The 4809-nt window shown below is 66.9% G+C and carries 4 protein-coding genes and 1 pseudogene; 4 read left to right on the top strand and 1 reads right to left on the bottom strand.

Annotation, left to right across the window (positions count from 1 at the left end):
- Window positions 1–569: 569 nt before the first annotated feature.
- The 3 genes from HGB39_RS37680 to HGB39_RS37690 all read left to right on the top strand — a co-directional run bounded on the left by HGB39_RS37680 (window position 570) and on the right by HGB39_RS37690 (window position 4415).
- Window positions 570–1832, top strand: a complete 1263-nt coding sequence (locus HGB39_RS37680) for an ATP-binding protein (RefSeq protein WP_043791184.1) — start codon at window positions 570–572, stop codon at window positions 1830–1832.
- A gap of 721 nt (window positions 1833–2553) precedes the next feature.
- Complete coding sequence (locus tag HGB39_RS37685) at window positions 2554–3612, top strand: Dyp-type peroxidase (RefSeq protein ID WP_064080375.1); 1059 nt, start codon at window positions 2554–2556, stop codon at window positions 3610–3612.
- Window positions 3609–4415 (top strand): family 1 encapsulin nanocompartment shell protein, encoded by an 807-nt coding sequence (locus HGB39_RS37690; protein WP_005251300.1) that lies wholly within the window; start codon window positions 3609–3611, stop codon window positions 4413–4415. Before HGB39_RS37685 ends, HGB39_RS37690 begins: the two co-directional genes overlap by 4 nt.
- Window positions 4416–4430: 15 nt before the next feature.
- Here HGB39_RS37690 and HGB39_RS39770 read toward each other — a convergent pair.
- Window positions 4431–4559, bottom strand: a pseudogene (locus HGB39_RS39770) (hypothetical protein); the annotation flags it as partial.
- Window positions 4560–4627: 68 nt separating this feature from the next.
- Here HGB39_RS39770 and HGB39_RS37695 point away from each other — a divergent pair.
- The coding region (locus HGB39_RS37695) for a hypothetical protein (protein WP_168443015.1) at window positions 4628–4809 on the top strand (182 nt) is incomplete at its 3' end.

Genomic DNA, 4809 nt, shown 5'->3' on the forward strand with positions numbered 1-4809 from the left:
GCTCACGCTGGTGAACACCGATCGGCTCGGCTCGCCGCCACCGCTCCCGGCGTCCGCGCGGGGGTGGACTCCGCTCCCGGCCCCGCCGCCGGCGACCCGCGCCAAGCAGCGCTCCCCTCCGTAACAAGGAGGGGAGCGGGGTCGCGCCGGGGAAGGGTGCGGAGCCGCAGGCGCCGGATGGCATCGGCGGCTTTCCCGTTCCCCCTGGTCAATGGCGGCCGGGGAGACCCACCTCGTCGGCTGATTTGTCGTTGCGCAGTCCTTTCCAGCTGGGACGCCGGAGCTTCTTCCGATGTCTGCGCGACACTTGACGTCGCCGACGAGGCGCGGTGCGAACCAGTGCGGCCACATGCGATCTGCGATGGATCGCGGTGGGAGAGTCGGTTGCGCCGTTGGGGTGTTTCGAGTTCTGCGAGTTGGGTGCCGACACGCTGCGATGTCTGCAGCGATGGCACCGGCCGGTTGCGGCGGACCTGTCACCAGGTTCGCTGACGTCGATCGGCCACGGGGTCACCGCGGGTATGCTGTGGTCTTTCGGCCGCCCGCATCGTACGGATTGGGAGTGCCGCATGGACGCCTGGAGAATCCGCGATTTCGCGCCGGAGGATCTCGAAGCCGTCGTCCGCATGGACGCGAGTTCCTCAACCACCGACCAGCCTCCGGTGTTCGCGATGTCGGACGTGGTGGGCAGTCTGCTGAACCGTCACCCGGCCGTCGTCGCGGTCGCGGGCGGGCGAATGGTCGGGTCGGCAGTCAGTCGCGTCGACGACGACCGCGCATGGATCATGCGGATCTCCCTCGACCCCGAGTGGCGGGGACGAGGCCTCGGCAGCGCGCTGCTGTCCGAGCTCGAGTTCCGCCTGCTAGCGAAGGGGGTGCGGCGCATCACTGCGCTTCTGCCCGACGGTGAGACCGGGGCGAGCGCGCTGACCAATTCGGGATTCGAACCCCGAACTGGGATCACGCACTACGAGAAGGTCGAGACGGTCTCGCCGCGCACTGCCGGGGTGCTCACCGAACTCGGTGGCGGCGTTCCGCCTGCGGGTTTGTGGAAACAGGTGGCGGGCATGACCCGGGAGAAGTCGCTCATCGAACGGCGGATCGTGCTGCCGCTGTCAAAACCCGCCCTGGCGGCCGAGCACGGGGTGATACCACCGCGGGCTGTCGTGTTGTTCGGTCCACCCGGGACGGGGAAGACCACGTTTGCGCGCGCCACCGCGAGCCGGCTCGGGTGGCCGTTCGTGGAGTTGTTTCCCTCACGCCTCGCGTCGAGCGAGAGAGGACTTGCCGCAGGAATCGGGGAGGCGTTCGCGTCGTTGTCCGAACTCGACCGTGTCGTGGTCTTCATCGACGAGGTCGAAGAGGTAGCGGCCCGCCGCCGACCGGGCTCGACCACGGTGGGCGTGGTCAACGAACTGTTGAAATCCATCGTCCGGTTCCGCGAGCGTGCGGGTCGCCTGTTGGTGTGTGCGACCAATTCCGTGCGCGAGCTGGACGAGGCGTTCCTGCGCCACGGGCGGTTCGACTACGTTCTCCCGATCGGTGCACCCGATTCCGAGGCCCGGTATGCCCTGTGGGAGCGCTATTTGGGTAACGAGCAGGTCGATGTTGCCGCGCTCGTCGCGGCGACCGAGGGCTATACCCCCGCGGATGTCGCCCACGCGGCGCACATGGTCGCGCAGGAGACGTTCGAATGCAGCGTCGATTCGGGCGTGCGCTGCCATGCCAGCACCCAGGACTATCTCGATGTGATCGCGACGGTTCGACCCACGCTGACCCCGGAGATGCTGCAGGCGTTCGATGAAGACATCGAGCACTACGCCCGCACCTGAGTGCTCTCTCGCTTTGGCGCGAGCCCGAGGCCGGTCGGTGGCCAACCCGGTGTTCGGGAAGAACAGAAGCTCGGTGCTCGCGTCGAGATCTTCGATTTGGACGTTCGCCCACGGGTCACCTTTCTTGTCGGTCGATCGCAGCGACTATCCCGCCCAGAACGACTTGCTGACCGTGTCGGATCCGGCCCTCCAGGATTGTGGTAATCGGTGTATCTGCCAGCGAAGCCAACGCATCGTTGACCCGTTCAACGGATGTCCGGAAACGTTGAGGCCGAGCATTTTCGCTCGAAGGTGAGCAGTTTCGCCTTGTCACATTCCCGATCCGGCCACCCCTACCATCGGCGAGGTCAGTGACGTCCGGTGTGGTGTCGTGGTCTCCGGTCAGACCGAACGCCGGATGGTCGCTGAACTGAGGATTATGATCCCGATCCGCAGCCTCAGCGCCCCACGACACTCGGTGGATCCACCATTGCAACCTCCTCGAAGCGATCAGTCGAGACCCGTTGATTGTCACCGGATGAGCAGTACCCACACTGTTATTGCCGCAGATGGCGACTGGCGGGGCGGCTTCACGATCAGTTCAGGGTGATCGGCGAGCCCTGTATGCGTCCTGCGCCAGTGATCGAGCACGTCATACGCTCCACCGGCTCCTGCCGGCGGGGGCACGGGCCTGCGCTTCGCAGTGCCTTCGGCGTCAGGGGCTGCGCGATATCATGCAATGATGCCAGGCCCAGTCGCGAGGTTGGCACCTCAAGCAGTCCTCACTCCGCCCAGCCCTGCCTCGTTGTTCCTGGTGCTCGTCGCCGGGGACTCCGACGAAGACCGCGCGACGGTGTGCGACGTGATCTCCGGGATCGACGGACCGCTCAAGGCGGTGGGATTTCGCGAACTCGCCGGCTCACTGTCGTGCGTGGTCGGTGTCGGTGCGCAGTTCTGGGACCGCGTGAGCGCGTCGTCGAAGCCGGCGCACCTGCATCCGTTCGTCCCGCTGTCCGGGCCGGTCCACAGCGCGCCCTCCACGCCGGGTGACGTCCTGTTCCACATCAAGGCCGCCCGCAAGGACCTGTGCTTCGAACTGGGCCGCCAGATCGTCTCCGCGCTGGGCTCCGCCGCCACCGTGGTCGACGAGGTGCACGGCTTCCGCTATTTCGACTCCCGCGACCTCCTCGGATTCGTCGACGGCACCGAGAATCCCACGGACGACGACGCCGCGGACGCCGCCCTGATCGGCGACGAGGATCCCGACTTCCGGGGCGGTAGTTACGTGATCGTGCAGAAGTACCTGCACGACATGAGTGGGTGGAGCGCGCTGAGCACCGAGGAACAGGAACGGATCATCGGGCGCACCAAGCTCGAGAACGTCGAACTCGACGACGACGTCCAGCCCAGCAATTCGCACGTCACCCTCAACACCATCGTCGACGACGACGGCGTCGAACACGACATCCTGCGCGACAACATGGCATTCGGCAGCCTCGGCGAGGCCGAATACGGCACCTACTTCATCGGGTACGCCAAGGATCCCGCCGTCACCGAACTGATGTTGCGGCGCATGTTTCTCGGCGAGCCGCCCGGCAACTACGACCGCATCCTCGACTTCTCCACGGCGGCCACCGGCACGTTGTTCTTCGTCCCGAGCCGGGACGTGCTCGAATCGCTGTGCGACGAGCCGGCCGCCGCGGAGTCGGCACCCGAAGAACAAGAACCGGTCGAGCCCGCCGCGGCCGATCCGTACGACCTGTCCCTGAAAATCGGTGGTCTCAAAGGAGTATCGCAATGAGTGATTCGAGCAATCTGCACCGCAACCTGGCGCCCGTCACCGAGGTTGCCTGGCAGCAGATCGGCGAAGAGGCCGCCCGCACGTTCAAGCGGCATGTCGCGGGGCGGCGTGTCGTCGACGTCGCGGGACCGTTCGGATACTCCTACTCGGCCCACAACCTCGGCCGGGTCACTCCGATCAAGACGTCGGACAGCAGGATCCGGGCTCAGCAGCGGCAGGTGGACCCGCTCGTCGAACTCCGGTTCCCGTTCACCCTCAGCCGCGCCGAGGTCGACGACGTCGCCCGGGGTTCGCTCGATTCCGACTGGCAGCCCGTCAAGGACGCCGCGAAGGCCGTCGCGTTCGCCGAGGACCAGTCGATCTTCCAGGGATTCGACGAGGCGGGGATCCGCGGTCTCGGACCGTCCAGCGACAACCCGGTTCTCAGTCTGCCGGAGGATCCGCTGCTGATCCCCGACGCCGTCGCGTCCGCGTTGTCGGCGCTGCGACTCGCCGGTGTCGAGGGACCGTATTCGGTGGTGCTCGACGCCGACGCGTACACCGCGGTCAGCGAGACCCGCGACGAGGGACATCCGGTGTTCCACCACCTGCGCGACCTGGTCACCGGCGACATCATCTGGGCGCCCGCCATCAGCGGCGGGTACGTGCTGTCCACCCGCGGCGGCGACAACCAGCTGACCCTGGGCACGGACCTGTCGATCGGCTACGACAGCCACACCGCCACCGATGTGACGCTCTATCTCGAGGAGACGTTCACGTTCGCCTCGCTCACCGCTGAGGCTGCGGTCGTCCTCGCACGCTGACGCACGCCGGGGTCGTCAGCCGCCGGACAGCAGGTACAGCCCACCGAAGGTGTAGGTGACCATGGTGAGCAGCAGTGCCAGCTGCCCGGTCAGCTGATGACCCCGGGGCAGGACCCGCACGGATTTGTCGTGTGCCGCAAGCACTTCGAACCATGGAAGCGTCGCCGGCCAACTCGAGAAGGACTCGGCGGTCGTCCCGGCGGGCAGCTTGCTTGAGCTGCTCGGACGCGGCCAGCAAGGCGCGCCTCGAAGAGCTGCGTAAGGAGTTGGCCGATCTACGGGCCGAGGCCGACGCCCGGCACGCTCAGTGGGAGGCGGAGCGGCAGGCGATCCGGCGGGTGCAGGAGCTGCGGGGAGAGCTGGAACGATTGCGCCACGAGGCCGAGGAGGCGGA

It is taken from the genome of Rhodococcus opacus, from assembly GCF_012396235.1.
Lineage (GTDB): Bacteria > Actinomycetota > Actinomycetes > Mycobacteriales > Mycobacteriaceae > Rhodococcus_F > Rhodococcus_F opacus.

What these genes read in the sequence shown, in the direction of transcription:
- HGB39_RS37690 (WP_005251300.1), top strand. Translation starts at nt 3,609, where the DNA reads ATGAGTGATTCGAGCAATCTGCACCGCAACCTGGCGCCCGTCACCGAG.
- HGB39_RS37685 (WP_064080375.1), top strand. Translation starts at nt 2,554, where the DNA reads ATGCCAGGCCCAGTCGCGAGGTTGGCACCTCAAGCAGTCCTCACTCCG.
- HGB39_RS37680 (WP_043791184.1), top strand. Translation starts at nt 570, where the DNA reads ATGGACGCCTGGAGAATCCGCGATTTCGCGCCGGAGGATCTCGAAGCC.